We start from the raw sequence: 14,109 nt of genomic DNA, 5'->3' as shown, positions 1-14,109 counted from the left end.
CGCTCCTGAGCAGTGGTCATGCAGTTTATTTCTGCGGGCGGAATCCGGGGATCGATGAACCCATCCAGGCGAATACCTTCGGCATCTCGCCCTGCCAGACGTCCCAACGGTGCCCGGTATCGAGCAACACCACAGATTTCAATGACATAGGGTCCTTCGCTGAATCCATGAAGGACTTGATGTCCTTCCAGAAGGGGCTGCGCTGCCCGGCCTGCACGTACATGGCAACCGGCGGCACCTTCTCCTTGATCCGAGCGACCAAGTCGTACCGGGCAGCTAATGGGCTGCCTGCGGGCCAGGGGGCTCCGGTGGCAAAATCTGGTTTCACATAACCGCCCAGGCTGACCACGGCCCCGAAGGTGTCGCTGTGGTGCATACCCATGAGAGTGGCACAATAACCGCCGACTGAGTAGCCCATGGCGGCCCAGGAGTCACGTCCTTGTTCGACCCGGAAACGATCGCGGACGAAACGCGGGACATCTTCACTGACCCAGGTCTCCATCTGAGCCTTCCCAGACGGACCGTTCACGCATTCGCTGTCCACACCCCGAGGAATGGTGATGGCGGGGACGACCAGAAGTGTCTCTCGAATCTTTCCGGAGGCAACCGCTTCATCCAAATATTTGGGGGCGTCCATCTTGGAGACCCACCCGGAGGGCGTTCCAGGAAAACCATGGAATGCTTCAGCGACCGGATATTTCTTGGTGCTCCCGGGCTCTTCGTAGCTCTTCGGGAGAACAACAACGATTTCGCCGGTCAGTCCACTTGCCGGCCCTTTGAAGGTGTATGTCTGTTTGCGCTGCCCAGGTTCGGGCAGGGGCGGGAAACTCGTAGGAACCCGATGTTTCTGCGCGGCTCCCTCGACCTTCTGCGATGCAGCTTTGGCGGCGTCACCGGCCTGAGCTTCTTCTTGTTTCGGCGCGGCGCCGACCAGGTCACCCCACGAGGAATACCACCCGTTAGTGGCATTCAGATGAGTGGCGACAGTCATCACTACCACAACATTGACGCAGGCCAGGGCTATGATGCGCATCATTGCACGCGGCCACGAGCCCACCAGCCGAGGCATCCCCCAAATCGCCAGGACGAATGCCGCGATCGCCGCAGTCGTCATCGTGACGGTAAACGGCGTGCCGGTCAGTTCCACGGAGGTTCTCCCTTCGATGTCCTCCGACCAAACGCACAACATTCATAGAAGGTGCCGAACCTCCTGGCGATCATCACCTCGGCGCGAAGGAGGGGCTTGCCCGACCGAGCCAGGTGAAGGAACGCACCAACCCTTCCTTCCAGACCACGGTGAGGTGACCTGCTCCGGGCTGATCGAAAGTCGTGATCGACAGCGGCGCCTTTGCCGCTTCGATCAACCTCTTGACCTCGCTCTTCCCCGAGGAGTCTCGGCCTGCGGTGATGTCATCACGTTGAATCCACAGCGCCACCCCGGGCGCGGATCGGGCGACCTCAATGAGGTTGTACGACTTCGCCTGAGAGCTGTTCTCGGGGAAAGGTTGGTATGCGGAGCTGAATGCGGGGGTCAGGTATCCAGAGAAAGAAATGGCTGTTCCGTAGGCCTCAGGATGCTTCATGGCGACCATCAAGGAGCAATACCCCCCGGCGGAATATCCAATAGTGTTCCAGGCCGCCCGTTCGGTCTTGGCCCGGAAATGCGAGGTCACCCATCCAGGGAGGTCTTTCGCCAGGAAAGTCTCCACTTTCGGATGACCAGGCTCCGTGCCGTCAACACACTCGGTGTCGACCGCCTGAGGCATATTGACCTGCGGCATCACGACCAGTGTCGGCGCGATCTTCTTAGAGGCGACCGCCTCGTCCAACTTGGTCTGGATCTGCATGTGCTTGGTCCAGTGGTCAGGAGTGGCCGGGTAGCCGTGCAGGGCCACCATCACCGGATACTCCTCCGATCGCTTCGGGTCGTACTCCTTCGGCAAGAGCACCATGATCTTCGTCGCGAAATGCGAATTGGGCCCAGTGACCTCGTACTCCTGAACCCGACTGCCCGGAGTCGGCAGGACCGGAAGCTGGGACGGCGCCTTGCCCAGCCCGGTCGCCGAGACCTCTTTCTTCAGGGCATCGGCGGGCTTACCCATGGTCTGTTCGGCACCGTTGAACTTACCGTCGGAGATCAGACTCGCCCAGGTCGGAAAGAAGCCCATGGCTCGGTTGATGACAGCTGCCACCATGATGACGACCAGGACATGTGCCACCAGCTGGAGCAAGGTGCGAGCGAGCAGTCGCCAGATGCCACCGGAAAGCCGCGGGGAGAGGACGATCGATCCGATGACGGCTGCGGCAGTGAGAACACCCGCCACAAGGAGGAAACTGGCGCTGGTCGGCTGCATGGAGCGATCCCCTGGTCGGTGATTGTGCTGGCGTGAATCTCGAGAACTATGTTGTTGAGAACAGGATTCTGTTCATATCCTCTTGATCGCCTTCGACAGAAAGAGATCAAGGTTGATGTCATTACGGGAAAAAACTGATTAAGGTTCTCTGCCTCAGCAGCCACCCACTACTTCGTCCGAACATCAACGGTCCGGGTGTTCCTCGTCGAATGGGCTCGAAGCCCCTTGTGCAAAACCACGAAGAGCAGCACCATCGCGATGGTCATGATGACATGCCCGATGCCAGCGACTCCGGCCAGGGCCTTGTGATCGACCATTGGGCTCTGCAATACCTGAAGCGTTCCTTTGACGAACATTGCACCCAAAGTGATAGTCAAACCAATCTGCCACGACCAGAAGAAGTGTCTCAGCTGTGGGAGGTCATCGAGGTGGAACACCTGGACCAGAACCATCACGACCAGCATCCACAGACAGCCCAGAACTAAGGCATGGGTATGCGTCGGCGCCAGCTGCGTCTCCATGCCGCGAGTGAATCCTGTTGCCTGTGTCAGGGATCGATAGTAGAGCCCTGCAGCCAGTCCCACCCCGGCCCATACGGCTGCAGCGACATAGAGCTGACGTATCACCACACTTGCCTTCCCGACCTCAAAGGACCGATCGGTTCCCGAGATCATGCTCGACACCGACCACGCTAACGTCGCAACCTGTTAGCTCGCTCCAAGCATCCTCACCACCCTGTGTGTCCGGCCGCGTGCGTCGGGACTCATCGCAGGAAAGTCCCTCGTTCGACGTGACGCACCTGGGCGATGTCGTCCGCGGTCGGCAGACCCGCCGCAGCGATGAAGTCGGACAGCGCTGCCCGATAGCTCTGGATGGTGACGTCACCGCTTGCGTGGGCCCCGCCCTCCACCGGATGCACTGCGAGCCGACGTGGGGCGATCAATCCCGCGTAGGTGTCGATGGCTCGCCGCACGTCCACCGTGGTGTCCGCTCCGGCGTCCTGCGCACGCAGGTAGGCGAACGACGCATAGGGCAAGGCATTCGGATCAGGCATCGGATAGAAGTTCTGGATGTAGTCGAACTGGTTGGCCATGCCTCCGCTGGTCACCACGGTGGCCTTGTACCAAGCCGTCCGGATGTCATCGAAACCAAGCGGTCGGCGACCTTCTCGAAAGTTCTCGACCGCAGCTTCACCGATGTGCAGAGCTGCCCGGTTCAGCGGCCCACCCTTGAGTGGGTTGGGGATCCCCAACGGAAGATCCGGAAGTCGGTTGATCGTCGCCCCCAAGGCCACGAAACCCCGCTTGTCCGCCGAGACGCTGTCAGGGCCGGCCGGGCTGGAGTCGAACAGGACAGCGCGCACCACGATGTCCCCCTGCCCATCGAGCTGACGTGCGACATCGTAGGCAATCATCCCGCCCATACTGATCCCGTAGAGGTACAAGGTGACCGGCTGCCCCGGGTCGCGGTTCTCCTCAATCCGGGCACGCACCGCAGAGGCGATCTCGGCGGGGTCGAGCCTGGCGGTGGACGGCGCGACGCAGAAAGAGCGACCTGTCGGTCCGGTCACCGGCGCGAAAGCCCGTTCGACATCCGAACAGAAGTTGATCCCGAACCCGGGAAAGAACACCCAGTAGGTATTCGGCAACACCGTGTTCACCATGTCCGAGTGGACCACTCCGGTGGTGGTCACCGTAGGAAAGGCGGCGCGGTTCGCCACTTCGAGGGAAGTGTTGACCACTGTCAGCGCCGCCAGGAAGCCCAGGACCCTCCAGAATCTGCGCCATCGGGAGACCTGCATCCCAGATCGGCGACGACGAGGGCCCTGCGATTCACCAGGAAGCACCGTGGGCTCCGCTTCCGGCAGCACCGACGACGAGGGTTCCACGGCGAGAATCGTCATGGCATCTCCTTGTCGTCCGTCCCGGTCGCCTGGTACATCGGCCGGAACGAAGCACTCCGAAGCGCCTTGCGCGAGATCTGCCGCTGACCCGCGCTTTCAGGTCAGGACGTCGCAGCGGCCTCCCATACGCCCAGCACCTGATACATCAGGTTGTGCAGCGGGGTGTCCACCTCGGCGGCCCGCGCTGCGCGCACCACTCCGCCGATCTGGCCGTCCATCTCGCTGGGCAGCCCGTCACGCAGATCGCGGTGCAGCGACGCGGTCGATTCCGCAGGCTGGCCGTCGGCCAGAGCCAGGGCGCGCTCCACCGCATCGCCGGGGACGGGGACGCCACTCGCCAGGGCCACCTGGTGCACCTCGTCCATCGCTGCTCGAAGGGTGTCTCGCAGGTCGGTACGCAAGGTTCCGATGGGAACGCCGGCCAGCGCACCCAAAGCACCTACCGGCTCGACGAAGATGGCTTTCTCCCACAGGTCGACCCAGATGTTCTCCGGGCAGTGGACGGTGCTGCCTGCAGCGGTGAAAGCCTCCTGCAATGCTTCGATCCGAGAACTCCGAGGGCCGTTTCCTTCCATGAGGGTGATGCTGTTGGGCCCGCCCATGTGAGCGATCAGTCCGGGCTCGACGACGTAGGTGAAGATCCGCACGATGCAGGGCACGACACGTTCGCGCCCCATGAGTTCAGCCACGATGGCGGGAGCTTCGATACCGTTCTGCATGGTCAACACGGCGGTTCGGGGCCCGCACAGCTGAGGAAGGGCCTCCAGTGCCCCGGAGAGCTGGTGGGTCTTCACTGCCAGGAGAACGGCATCGACCGGACCGATCCGGGTCGGATCGTCTGTGGCGCTGTGCGGCTGGGCGGCGTGGTCGCCACTGACGCCTTGAATTCGGATTCCCTTCTCCTGCAAGGCTGCCAACGAACGCCCTCGGGCCAGGTAATGGACCTCATGGTCGGCTTCGATCAGTCGGGCTCCGTAGTAACCACCGATGGCTCCGGCACCGATCACCGCGAACTTCATCGTTCCTCCTCCACGCCGGCCTTGCTGGGGTGAGGCTGCCTGCGCCCACGCCTGTTCAGGTCCGGATCTGCCTTCTGGCTCTGGTCGGGGCTGTGTGGGGACAGGCTGTCATGTTCAAGGCTTTGTGGTGTATCTGATCTCGCACACTGATGATTTCTCTGGTGTACGAGGTGGACGCCCCGTAGGCTCCTCGCACCGAACCGGCCGGTGAACGCCGCTCGCTCAAGAGTGGAAGTCGAGTTCCGTCCAGTCCAGGACCGGAGTTCGGCGGTGGCGTCGCCCTGTTTTTCGGAGGACCATAGGGCTCGCGTAGGTCGTCGACCGGTGGTCTACGCAAGGAGGCCGAACAAGTGGATGAACGTGAGGCGACCCTCGCCTCTTATAACGCTGGTGTCGCCGAGTACCTGCGGTTGACCCCGGAGGAGCCCAGCGCGCTGGCGTTCTGGCTCGGCACGATGGTGGGCGATGTCTTCGCCCCCGGCGCTCGGGTCTGGGAGATCGGTTCCGCAGGAGGGCAGGATGCCCGTCACCTTCGAGAGTGCGGTTTGGAGGTGCTGGCCTCCGATGCGGCAACGGCTTTCGTGGATCATCTGCACGAGAACGGCTTCCCTGAAGCTTTCCGGTACGACCTCCAGGTGGACGACCCTCCGCTGTCCGATGTGGACATCGTCTTCGCGAATGCTGTTCTTCCGCATCTGCGTCGTGATGAAGTCGGCCCTGCGCTGGCCCGTGTGCAGTCGGCGGTGGGCGATGACGTGGTGCTCTTCGCCAGCGTGAAGTTGGGGGACGGTGAGGGGTGGAGCACTGAAAAACTCTCCGGTCCGCGGTGGTACACCTACTGGCAGCCGGAGGAGTTCACCCGGGTGCTGCAGAGCTCGGGGTGGGTCGTGGAAGAGGCGCGTGCGCGGGCAGGGCGTTATGACGACTGGTTGGCGGTGATCGCTCTTCCCACCCGCAGCGCCCTGCGCGATGCCTTCGACGAGCGAGCTGCGTCTTATTGCCGTAGCGATTTCCACCGCATACATGCGGAGCGTCTGGTCGAAGAGACCCCGTTGGTCCCAGGCACGACCGTGGTCGATGCAGCAGCCGGAACCGGGTTCGTGGCTCGAGCAGCTGGCCGGAGGATCGGGCCGGACGGACGGGTGATCGCCGTCGATCTCTCCGAAGGCATGCTCCAGTCGCTGGCCACCGGTGATGACGTCGATGCAGCACCGATCGAGGTCGTCGTCGGCGATGCCGTCGAGCTCGATCTTCCTGATCAGGCGGTGGACGCCGTCCTGTGCAGCGGCGGCTTGCTGTACATGGACGTGGACCTGGCTCTGTCCGAATGGCATCGGGTCATTTCCTCCGGTGGAGTGGTCTCCTTCTCCACGATGGCCGCTGAGAATCCGCCGCCGTCCCTGCTCTTCCGGGTGCATGCTCGTGGTTACGGGCTCGACATAGCCGACCCCTATGCCCCGTTGGGTACTCCGGAGGCCTGCACGGCCGCCCTGGAGCGGGCCGGCTTCGTGGACGTCCAGGTCACTGCAGGTGAAGTTCCTTTGAGTGATCGCGATCTCGACCAGACGTGGGAGGTCTACCAACGGATGGCTCGCCACGATCTGGCGACTCTTCCTGATGCCGATGTCTGGCGGTTACGCGCCTCTTATGTGGCGGAGATGACCTTACGATCCCGTTCGGATCTCGAGTTCCGTACGGGGCGTGCCCTGTACGCGACGGGTCGGCGTCCCTGAGTCCGGATCGCTCTCCGCTGGTTGGACGGGAACGCCCGACGGAGAGATCAGACAAGCGACACTGTATGGCTGAGCGGACAATGGACGTCCACCATCGCGGAGGGGATAGATCATCATGACCGAACAGAACCAGCAACCTGGGCCGCCACCTGGTCCTGCTCAGCCTGCAGCAGCTTCGCAGCCCTCGAATGGCGCGTCTGCTCAGCACCAGCCTTTGGCCCCTCCACCACTGCCCGGTTCTGCTCAGCAGCCTCAGAGCCCGCTCCAGTACGGCGCTCCTCACGGGCAGCCCCAGCCTGCACCCCCCGCTAGGCCTCTCCCCGGGCAGCAGCAGCCGATGCCCGCGCCGCAGTACGGCACCGCTCCGCAGGTGCAGGTCCCCTACCCGCAGTACGAGGCTCCGCAGGGGCAACCACCACAGACGATGCCTCAGTACGGTGCTCCGCAGTACGGCGCTCCGCAGTACGGAGCTCCGCCCTATGGCGCTCCGCAGTATGGTGCGCCGCAGTACGGTGCGCCTCAGTACGGTGCGCCTCAGTACGGTGCGCCTCCCTACGGCCCTCCGCAGTACGGTGCACCCCAGTACGGCGCTCCGCAGCAACCCCCGTACGGCGGTTACCCACCGGCAGCCAATATGCCTGCGCCACAGAGCCTGCTGCGCGCCGTACTCATCCTGAGAGTCCAAGCCGCTCTCACCATGATCACCACGCTCCTGGCCTTCATCCCTGGCACCACTCTGCACAAGTTCAGGGCCGACACGAAGCTCTCCTCCTCGGTCGACGGAACAGCGCTCGAGGTCGGCACTCTTTTCTTCATCTTCATCGCCACAGCATTCGTCGCCGGCATATGGATCTGGATGGCGGCGATGAACATGAAAGGACGCTTGTGGGCCAGGAGAGTCACCACGGTCTGCTTCGGTTTCTCCGCCCTCAGCGTTCTGATGATCATCCTCAGCGGGTCGACACCGGTAGACATCATCGTGAACCTGGTCGTCATGGTCATCGGAGCCGCAGTGGTCTTCTTCCTTCACCAGCCGGATTCCTCGGCCTACTACACATCACAGCAGCACACGCTGAACTGAGCGGAAGCTCACCGAGGAACAGCTGACGGCCTCAATCCCGTACCGGTGACGGCGATTCATGTCCAGTCAAGTTGACTGTATCCCTGAGGGAACATCAGCATGATCGTCGTCACCAGCTCGGAGGGGGCTTGTCCATGAGTGGGAAATTCCGATCAGCGTCACCGCACAAGGGGATTCCCCCGACGTCGGATCCGACGGAGATCTACGGTTCGATCCTCCCCCAGGTAGCAGGACCATCGTCCGACTACGAAGAGATGCCGATCGCCGACGGGGCACTGCCGTCACCGTCACCGTCGTCACTCTACGGCTCGGTCCTCCCCTCACCGACCTACCCGGTAGATGCCTCTCGCTATGAGCAGATACCGATGCCGCCGACCGCTCTCCTCCCTCCCGAGAATGCGAAGGACGCAGACGGTGAGAAGGACAAGGCTCCGTCGTCCGAGGAGAAATGCCCGACCGCCAAGGTCGAGATGGTCTCCTACGAGACGGGACCGCTGCCACGGATCATCCCGGCAGGGGAGAAAGTGCTTCCGGACTATGCAGTGATGAACGCTGCTGTCCCCGCCTCTGGCCAGCTGCCGCCCCCATGTCCGGCAGAGCCTACGACGGGGACTCCCCCGACGGCACGCCACAAGGACACCTCGCTCTGGGGCTTCCCCCCTCCGGCTGACCAGCCGCCACCTGCTGATGAGCGGCCGGTTCCTGGCAGCATCGCCACTGCGACATTGCTGATGAAGGCCGCACCGGTCCTCGCCGTGGCCGGCGTGATTCTGTCCTATGTCTTCGGTAGCTTCCGGGGGGTATTCCACACCCTTCAGCAAGGGGAACAGCAGGATGCTTCCCGCGCAGCTTTCACGGTGGCCGTGACCTTCGTGCACTTGTGCATCGTCATCGTTCTGTGGTGGTGGATGTCCGTGAAGAACCGACAAGGACATGTGTGGGCGCGCAAGGTCTATGTCCTCTTCTTCATCTTGAGTGCGATCTATGCGGCGGCGGCTTTTTTCCTGATCCGTCATCCACTTGATGTCACCGTCCAGCTCATCTACCTGGCGCTGGGGTTCGTGATTCTTCGTCTGCTTTTCAGCCCCGATTCCTCGACGCATTACCGGACAGAGCAGATTTAGCTCCACGGAGGAGCACACCCGGGAGGAAAACCTCTTCGCCTTCCGCCCTCGTCAACACTGGGCGATGCCGCCCGGCCTCAAGCTTCCACGGCGCCTCGGAGAAGACTCTTTGCAGTCAAGAGAAAAATGCTGACATTAGCTCTTCAATCAGCTCACAGCACCGCTATCGATGTCATGCTGTGAGCTGAAGTGTGTGCTTTTCGCAGTGCAGCCAAAAGGAGTCTTCCATGAGCACTCAGCCTCCCCCTCCCCCGCAAGAGCCCTCAGGGGCATCTCCCCAGCCGGGCCCCCCACCTCCGGGGCAGGCTTTCCCGGTTCCACCCACTGACCCCGCCCCTCCGACGTCCTGGCAGCCACCGACCAGTCCGCCGCAGCAGGGCCAGCCGGTCTACCAACACCCGCAGTACAGTCAGCCTGCCCCCGGGAATCACTACCAGCCGGCTCCTGTCGTCCGACCGGCGAGCATGGACAAGGCGGTCTGGGCCATGCGGGCCGGCGCCGTGATGGTGGTCGTAAGTCAGTTGGTCGACTTCCTGCTGAGGGAACAGACCGAAGAAGCCATGCAAGCGTGGATGAAAGGCTTCGGCGTCCAAGAGGCGACGAACACCAGCTCCTCCCCTGTCCTGGCCATGGTCAGCGCGGCCTTCGCGGTCGCCCTCTGGCTGTGGATGTCTGTCGCCAACGGCAAAGGGCGCACCTGGGCCCGGGCCCTGGCGCATGTTTTCTTCGGCCTCCACACCCTCACCTTCCTCGTTTCCCTGGGCCTGCCGACCCCACCCTTGTCGAAGGCCGTCACTCTGCTGTACTGGGCCTGCGGCTTGGCGGCGATCATCTTCATCTGGGCGAAGGACTCCCGGCGTTTCTACGCGGAGAGCTCCCGAGAACTCTGAGGACGACCGGAAGGCTTCGGTCAGCTCCGCGAGGTGAAGACCTCGTCGACCGCCGGCATGGCCGACCGATATCCGTCCAGCAGCAGACGCGCCGTGCTGACCGAGTCGACCAGTGGATGCTGCGCGAAAGCAGCGATCGCCAGAGCAGGCGATCGCTGCTCCACAGCTCTGATGGTTAATTCCTCGACCGCCTTGACCTGCTGGACCAGGCCCATCATCCGACCGGTCAACAGACTGGGCTGCTCGACCTGGATCCCGGTCCCGTCGACCAGACAAGGAAGTTCGACCACGGCCTCGGCCGACAACCCGGGGAGGGCCCGTCCGTTCCGAACGCCGAGGATCATTCGGGACGGCTCACCTCGGGCGATCGCTGCCATGATCGCCAAGGCCACCGATTCGTACCCGCCTGCTTGAAGGTCCGCGGCGTCCCGCTCGTCCCCTGCTGCGCGTGCTTCGCGCATATAGGTGGCGTCCCGTTCGCGATGGCTGTCTTGCCACAGCCGCAGAGAATGCTGCGGGTTCGCGTCCGCTGCTGCGAAGAACGTCCTCTGCTGGTGGAGTAGGAATTCACCACGTGTCCGCGCGGAGCCGCCGACGGCGGCCAAGGCTTCCCGGGTGAAGTCGTAGTAGTAGAGGTACTCGTTGGGTATCGCACCCAGGCTCGCGAGCCAGTCCGCGCCGAAGAGTCGTCCTTCTTCGAAGGTGTGGAGACGGTCGGCGTCGGAGAGGAGTTCGGGCAGCCGGTCGACTCCGTTCACCCGTAGCCCTTGCAGCCACCCGAGGTGGTTCAGGCCGGCGTAGTCGAAGAACACTTCGTCGTCCGAGAGGCCTAGAGCGTGAGCGGCTCTGCGTCCTAGGGCTATCGGGGAGTCGCAGATCCCGATAGCCCGCTCGCCCAGGACTGTCTGTACAGCTTGGGTGATCAGCCCGGCAGGGTTGGTGAAATTGATGAACCAGGCGTCGGGCGCTACTGCGGCGACGCGTTCGGCCACCTGGAGGGCTACCGGGAGGGTGCGCAGGCCGTAGGCGATCCCTCCTGGGCCGACGGTCTCCTGCCCCAGGACGCCCAGGTCCAGGGCGACTCGTTCGTCGCAGGTCCGACCGGACAGCCCGCCTACCCGGATCGCGGAGAACACGAAGTCGGCATCGGCCAGAGCCTTGCCGAGATCGGTGGTCGTCTCGACCCGTGGCGCAGCATATCCGGCGGACAGCCGCGGGTTCTCGGTCGCAGCCATCTGAGCGGTCACCTGGTCGATCACGGCCAGTCGTGCCGGATCGACGTCGTACAGGCAGACTTCCTCCACGCGGGGAGTGCACAGGTCACCCAGAAGCGCCCGGTACACCAAGGGGACGCGGAAGCCTCCGCCGCCCAGGATGGCCAGTTTCACGCGGAGGACCTTTCAGTCGGAGACCCTTTTCAATTCAGCATCCACGATATTTTTCAGCGCGTCCAGCTCTTTCTCCGGCGCAGATCCTTCCCGAATGACTCTGCCCATCATGTCGTGAAAACTGGTCTGGCATCGCCTGCTCCAGAGAATATGACGTTGTACATATCCTTTTTCTTTGGCCAGCCTGACCGCTTCCTGGGCTGGACCTGTTTTCAGCTTCTCTGCTTTCTCGGCAACAGAGTTTCTTGCGGGGATGTGCATCCCGTACGAGGTGGCCCAGTCGATCTGTTTGGCTTCTTGTTCCACCCAGAGCCATTTGACATATTTCTTGGCGACCTCGAGGTTTTTGCTACGAGCATTCACGCAGGCCCCGTACGCACTGACCACGACATTGTCATTTCCGCCGCTCATCGCCGGCCAGGGCAGTACGCCGAAGTCGTCACCGAGCGAGCGCATCAGTTCGGGGAGGTTCCACAGTCCGGTGAACTGCATGGCGGTCAGCCCTTGGGTGAAGGCTTCCGGGCTCCACCAGTCCTTCTTGGCACCGGTCAGGAGCGACCCGGACAGGTAGAGCTGCCGCAACAGACTGATCGCCTCGGCTGCTTTCGGGTCGTCGAAGGCGACCTTCCCATCGCGTCCCAGCATGTCCAGCCCTGCGGAGCGCAGGATCGGCCCGCCCATGAGCCCGGCGCCGGCATCATTCCCGATGAAGAGACCTTTGACCTTTCCCGAGGTGGTCTTCTCCGCTGCGGTGATCAAGGCATCCATCGTCTTCGGGGGTTCGACTCCAGATTTCTGGAGCATCGATTTCCGATAGACGAGCAGCTGCATGTCCAATACCTGTGGGACGGCCCAGATCTTTCCCTGGTAACTCATCCGGTCCAGGATCTGTCCGTGGAAGTCTGCTTTCAGGTCCCCGAAGAGGTCGGTCAGGTCGGCGACTTGGCCGGTTTTCACCAGATCGATAGTGGGTCCACTGCCGTATTCGAAGACATCAGGGGCATCGTTCAGATACAAGGCGGTGACCACAGCGGTGTCGTAGTCATCGCCTTTCCAGGTCGTCGACACCTGAGCTGCCGGATAGTCGGCGGCATATCTTTCCATTGCCTGCTGGGTACCCTGCTCGCCATACTGGTGGAACCACTGGGTCAAGGACGGGCCGGGGTTACCTGCGGCGCGCCCCGCCCGTTCGTCCTGACCCCCGAGGCCACAGGCGTTCGTCGCTCCCACGAGCGCCACCCCGCCGGTGAGGGCCAGGAGTCGACGTCGGGACATCCCGCGTCGACGAAGAGAGGACGTACCCATCACAGAGACTCCTTCATGAGCGTTCACGCCCCATGTCCGTAGCGCTCTCCGGCACGGGCACTCCCCTGAATTGTGCTGTACGAACCTGTCATTCCGCTTGAAGCCGGACGCAAAACAGACATTCCACACATCGACCGTGCAGAATATGTCTTTTTTCCCACCCGGACGAAGGAACTCACATGCCCCACCTCGCCGCGAATGGCCCCTCCTTCGACCCCTTGGCCGAACGCCGGAGCACCGACGGCATCCCTCGGTTCGACCTCTTTCTGAGCGGAACCGTTTTCCTCGACATCGTCTTCACCGGGCTGAAAGATATGCCCTCCCACGGCCGCGAAGTCTGGGCAGAAGGGATGGGTTCCTGCCCAGGAGGCATTGCCAATCTCGCGGTGGCAGCGTCCCGTCTCGGCCTGTACACCTCGCTAGGCGCAGCTTTCAGCGAGGACGACTACGGATACTTCTGCTGGAGGGTTCTCGAGCAGGAAGGTGTCGACCTGTCGACCAGCCGCCGGTATCCCGACTGGCATTCGCCGGTCACCGTCTCCTTCGCCGTCGACGGGGACCGCAACATGGTCACCCACGGGCATCAGGAGCCTGAATGCCCCTCGGCCATGATCGGCCACCCGCCACCGGCCCGCGTCGTCCTGATGGACCTCTCCGCCCATCACCCCCAGGAGACCCTCGGCGCGAGCTGGGTCGATCAGGCTCACGCCGATGGCGCGCTGATCTTCGCCGATGTCGGCTGCGACCCCACCGGACGGTGGGACCCCTCTCTACTGGACTCCCTCAGTCGATGCCACGCTTTCACCCCCAATGCGATGGAAGCGATGAAGTACACCCGGACCGACACCCCGCAAGATGCGCTCTATGCCCTCGCCGACCGGGTACCCCTGGCCGTGGTCACCAATGGACCCTTCGGAGCGCTGGCCTACGATTCCTCCACCGGGGAGGAGGCGAGTGTCCCCGCCTTGAAGGTCGCAGCCATCGACCCCACTGGAGCCGGTGATGTCTTCGCCGCTGCAATGGTCCTGGGCACTCTCGGCGGTTGGGCGCTGGCGCACCGTTTGGCCTTCGCCTCGCTCTGTTCCTCCTTGTCGGTCCAGCAGGTCGGCGGCTCGCTGGCCGCTCCGGGCTGGGGCGATATCGCCGACTGGTGGCATCTTGTCCGTGACTCGCCCACCGCCAGCGCGTATCACCTGTCCTTACGACGTCGTTACGCCTTCTTGGACGATCTCGTCCCGGAGAAACCCTTCGGCGTGGTCCATCGAGCTCAGGCGACCATCGCCAGGCTTTCCGACGCCTGAGACCGGGCGCT

At 63.0% G+C, this 14,109-nt stretch carries 12 protein-coding genes; 5 read left to right on the top strand and 7 right to left on the bottom strand.

Features of this window, described 5'->3' with window-relative positions; genetic code table 11:
- Positions 1 to 25: 25 nt before the first annotated feature.
- The 5 genes from DX923_RS01180 to DX923_RS01160 all read right to left on the bottom strand — a co-directional run bounded on the left by DX923_RS01180 (position 26) and on the right by DX923_RS01160 (position 5,276).
- The gene (locus tag DX923_RS01180) at positions 26 to 1,147 is read right to left on the bottom strand and encodes an alpha/beta hydrolase (RefSeq protein ID WP_162872694.1); all 1,122 of its coding nucleotides are present in this window, start codon (positions 1,145 to 1,147) and stop codon (positions 26 to 28) included.
- A gap of 73 nt (positions 1,148 to 1,220) precedes the next feature.
- The gene (locus DX923_RS01175) at positions 1,221 to 2,354 is read right to left on the bottom strand and encodes an alpha/beta hydrolase (protein ID WP_116112090.1); all 1,134 of its coding nucleotides are present in this window, start codon (positions 2,352 to 2,354) and stop codon (positions 1,221 to 1,223) included.
- Positions 2,355 to 2,521: 167 nt separating this feature from the next.
- Entirely contained in the window at positions 2,522 to 3,028 is a 507-nt protein-coding gene (locus DX923_RS01170) for a DUF2871 family protein (RefSeq protein ID WP_116112088.1), read from the bottom strand.
- An 89-nt stretch (positions 3,029 to 3,117) separates the two neighbouring features.
- The gene (locus DX923_RS01165; protein ID WP_116112086.1) at positions 3,118 to 4,257 is read right to left on the bottom strand and encodes a thioesterase domain-containing protein; all 1,140 of its coding nucleotides are present in this window, start codon (positions 4,255 to 4,257) and stop codon (positions 3,118 to 3,120) included.
- A 101-nt stretch (positions 4,258 to 4,358) separates the two neighbouring features.
- Complete coding sequence (locus DX923_RS01160) at positions 4,359 to 5,276, bottom strand: 2-dehydropantoate 2-reductase (protein WP_116112084.1); 918 nt, start codon at positions 5,274 to 5,276, stop codon at positions 4,359 to 4,361.
- Between the two features lie 350 nt (positions 5,277 to 5,626).
- Here DX923_RS01160 and DX923_RS01155 point away from each other — a divergent pair, with 350 nt between their 5' ends.
- From DX923_RS01155 to DX923_RS16030, 4 genes are all read left to right on the top strand, one after another.
- Positions 5,627 to 7,009, top strand: coding sequence for a class I SAM-dependent methyltransferase (locus DX923_RS01155; RefSeq protein WP_116112083.1), 1,383 nt, complete (start codon positions 5,627 to 5,629; stop codon positions 7,007 to 7,009).
- Between the two features lie 337 nt (positions 7,010 to 7,346).
- Positions 7,347 to 8,090, top strand: a complete 744-nt coding sequence (locus DX923_RS16035; protein ID WP_162872653.1) for a hypothetical protein — start codon at positions 7,347 to 7,349, stop codon at positions 8,088 to 8,090.
- Between the two features lie 134 nt (positions 8,091 to 8,224).
- On the top strand, positions 8,225 to 9,214 hold the full coding sequence (locus tag DX923_RS01145) for a hypothetical protein (RefSeq protein ID WP_116112081.1): 990 nt from the start codon (positions 8,225 to 8,227) through the stop codon (positions 9,212 to 9,214).
- Between the two features lie 227 nt (positions 9,215 to 9,441).
- Positions 9,442 to 10,104, top strand: coding sequence for a hypothetical protein (locus DX923_RS16030; RefSeq protein ID WP_162872693.1), 663 nt, complete (start codon positions 9,442 to 9,444; stop codon positions 10,102 to 10,104).
- A gap of 20 nt (positions 10,105 to 10,124) precedes the next feature.
- Here the strand turns inward: DX923_RS16030 and DX923_RS01135 are convergent, their stop codons facing one another.
- Both DX923_RS01135 and DX923_RS01130 read right to left on the bottom strand, forming a co-directional pair.
- A complete protein-coding gene (locus tag DX923_RS01135) occupies positions 10,125 to 11,492 on the bottom strand; it encodes a 6-phospho-beta-glucosidase (protein WP_116112078.1) in 1,368 nt (455 codons plus the stop codon).
- 12 nt (positions 11,493 to 11,504) lie between these two features.
- Complete coding sequence (locus tag DX923_RS01130) at positions 11,505 to 12,797, bottom strand: ABC transporter substrate-binding protein (RefSeq protein ID WP_116112076.1); 1,293 nt, start codon at positions 12,795 to 12,797, stop codon at positions 11,505 to 11,507.
- Between the two features lie 179 nt (positions 12,798 to 12,976).
- Here DX923_RS01130 and DX923_RS01125 point away from each other — a divergent pair, with 179 nt between their 5' ends.
- On the top strand, positions 12,977 to 14,098 hold the full coding sequence (locus tag DX923_RS01125) for a carbohydrate kinase family protein (protein WP_116112074.1): 1,122 nt from the start codon (positions 12,977 to 12,979) through the stop codon (positions 14,096 to 14,098).
- Positions 14,099 to 14,109 lie beyond the last annotated feature (11 nt).

Source organism: Austwickia chelonae (genome assembly GCF_003391095.1).
In the GTDB taxonomy this organism is placed as follows: Bacteria; Actinomycetota; Actinomycetes; order Actinomycetales; family Dermatophilaceae; genus Austwickia; species Austwickia chelonae_A.
The sequence above is the reverse complement of the archived record's forward strand: the minus strand, read 5'-3'. Positions and strand labels throughout refer to the sequence as shown.

What these genes read in the sequence shown, in the direction of transcription:
- DX923_RS01175 (WP_116112090.1), bottom strand. Translation starts at nt 2,354, where the DNA reads ATGCAGCCGACCAGCGCCAGTTTCCTCCTTGTGGCGGGTGTTCTCACT.
- DX923_RS01170 (WP_116112088.1), bottom strand. Translation starts at nt 3,028, where the DNA reads ATGATCTCGGGAACCGATCGGTCCTTTGAGGTCGGGAAGGCAAGTGTG.
- DX923_RS01165 (WP_116112086.1), bottom strand. Translation starts at nt 4,257, where the DNA reads ATGACGATTCTCGCCGTGGAACCCTCGTCGTCGGTGCTGCCGGAAGCG.
- DX923_RS01160 (WP_116112084.1), bottom strand. Translation starts at nt 5,276, where the DNA reads ATGAAGTTCGCGGTGATCGGTGCCGGAGCCATCGGTGGTTACTACGGA.
- DX923_RS16035 (WP_162872653.1), top strand. Translation starts at nt 7,347, where the DNA reads ATGCCCGCGCCGCAGTACGGCACCGCTCCGCAGGTGCAGGTCCCCTAC.
- DX923_RS01145 (WP_116112081.1), top strand. Translation starts at nt 8,225, where the DNA reads ATGAGTGGGAAATTCCGATCAGCGTCACCGCACAAGGGGATTCCCCCG.
- DX923_RS16030 (WP_162872693.1), top strand. Translation starts at nt 9,442, where the DNA reads ATGAGCACTCAGCCTCCCCCTCCCCCGCAAGAGCCCTCAGGGGCATCT.
- DX923_RS01130 (WP_116112076.1), bottom strand. Translation starts at nt 12,797, where the DNA reads ATGGGTACGTCCTCTCTTCGTCGACGCGGGATGTCCCGACGTCGACTC.
- DX923_RS01125 (WP_116112074.1), top strand. Translation starts at nt 12,977, where the DNA reads ATGCCCCACCTCGCCGCGAATGGCCCCTCCTTCGACCCCTTGGCCGAA.